The 1695-nt window shown below is 57.2% G+C and carries 3 protein-coding genes; all 3 read right to left on the bottom strand.

Annotation, left to right across the window (positions count from 1 at the left end; genetic code table 11):
- Positions 1–405: low molecular weight protein-tyrosine-phosphatase (locus NW819_RS12055; protein ID WP_414413884.1), on the bottom strand; the 405-nt coding region annotated here is incomplete at its 3' end.
- 320 nt (positions 406–725) lie between these two features.
- Positions 726–1304 carry a leucyl/phenylalanyl-tRNA--protein transferase gene (gene aat, locus NW819_RS12050; RefSeq protein WP_414413883.1) on the bottom strand — a complete coding sequence of 193 codons (579 nt, stop codon included), beginning with the start codon at positions 1302–1304 and terminating at the stop codon, positions 726–728.
- A gap of 17 nt (positions 1305–1321) precedes the next feature.
- Positions 1322–1695: hypothetical protein (locus NW819_RS12045; protein WP_414413882.1), on the bottom strand; the 374-nt coding region annotated here is incomplete at its 5' end.

Here is a 1695-nt window from a genome sequence, read left to right as displayed (position 1 = left end):
GAATCCAGCCTCACCCCCGTAGTAGGGATCCGGAACTTCTTCGTCAGAATGAGAGCGGCAATAGCTGCACATCAGGCGCACTTTCTCGGCATATTTTCCCTGGGGATCCAAGCTGAGAATGTCGCGGTAATTTTGTCGATCCATAGCCAGGATCAGGTCAAACTCGCGCAGGTCGGCAGGTCGAATCTGGCGGGCCTTGCCTTGTAGCTCTAGGCCATAGCATCGGGCTGCTTGTTGCATGCGCCTATCTGGGGGGCTGCCGATGTGATAGGCTGCCGTACCTGCTGAGTCGCAGATAATTGCTTCCTTATGGCCGCTGCTGCGCAAAAGGTGATTGGTGATGCCTTCAGCGGTGGGAGAACGACAGATGTTGCCCAGACAGACGAACAGAAGCTTTTGGCTCATGACAATCTCAACAGCAGTAGAGAACTCCTCTCACCTTATAACAATGCCCATCTAATCTAATGGTTCTTTGGTCTGAGCATAATAGTTCTTCGTTCTGAGCGCAGAAGAGCACAGACGGCAACGAACGGTGTTTGCGAGCCAGTCTCATCTGCCACTGACGGGAACAGAGCGGATCCCATGTGCTGGCCCACCACGGGATGTATTCGCTCACAGCAGCAGAGTGGAGTCCTCCCTCATTTTCCACCAAGTTTCCCACCAAGAGCCGCTGCAATGATCTAACAGCAGCTATTGGGAAGCCTGTCGCTTTGAGCATCACAGGTCTAATCGAACCGACAAGGGATCCCCAGGCATTGCTGCAGCAGCTTCAGGTATTCTTGTCCCTCCATGAGAAAGGCACCAAAACGGGCCAGGTGCGGGTTCATCAACTGAGCGTCGAAGAGGCGAAAGCCCCGCTCCCGTAAGTGCTCCACCAACTTCACCAAGGCCACCTTCGAGCCGTTGGGAATGCGGTAGAACATGGACTCGCCGATAAACGCCGCTCCAAGGGCAATACCCAGGATCCCGCCTGCCAAGGTCTCTCCCTGCCAGGTTTCAAAGCTGTGGGCAAAGCCAGACCGGTGCAGAGCTGCGTAAATCTGCTTCAGCTCGGGGCTAATCCAGGTTTGGGGACGAGCGGCACAGCCCTCTACCACCTGCTCAAAAGCGCAGTTCAGCCGCACCTGAAAGCGACCGCTGCGCACCAAGGGCCGCAACGAACGGGGGCAGTGAAATCGCTCATCGAGGGGGATCACCGCGTGCCGGTCGGTGCTGTACCAAGCCAGGGATCCCGCCTTTTCGTCGGCCATCAGGAAGTAGCCTTGGGCATAGCCTGCCAGAATGGTGGCCAGATCCACCTGCATTGCCTCAGTTGCGCTCCTCAAGATTGCCATTCTGCAGAGAGGCTGGCAAAATCCCCCCCATTGGCCCTGGGGTGACAATCCACACAGGCGCTCACCCGCACAGGAGTGGGAAACTCCACTTGCAGATGCAAAGCGCGGAAATAGCGGGAATCTGCCAAGCGATAGGGCACCTGTTCCCCTTGTCGCAGGGGCCGGGAGTTGGGCCGCAAATAGCCCCAGGCCAGTTGTAAAGCCACACCGCTCAGGGGCTGGATCTGCTGGCCATAGTGGTTGGGATCCTGCAGCAGCCGTCGCCAGGTTTCAGTGGGCAACACTTGGGCGGGCAACGCCACATGGCAACTGCCACAACTGCGCACATATTGAGCTTGCTCCAGTTGGGCTTGAGTCAGGC

Origin of the sequence: Synechococcus sp. R8-2, from assembly GCF_047461715.1 — a bacterium.
Taxonomy (GTDB): Bacteria; Cyanobacteriota; Cyanobacteriia; order Thermostichales; family Thermostichaceae; genus Thermostichus.
This window is presented reverse-complemented; position numbering and strand designations above follow the sequence as displayed.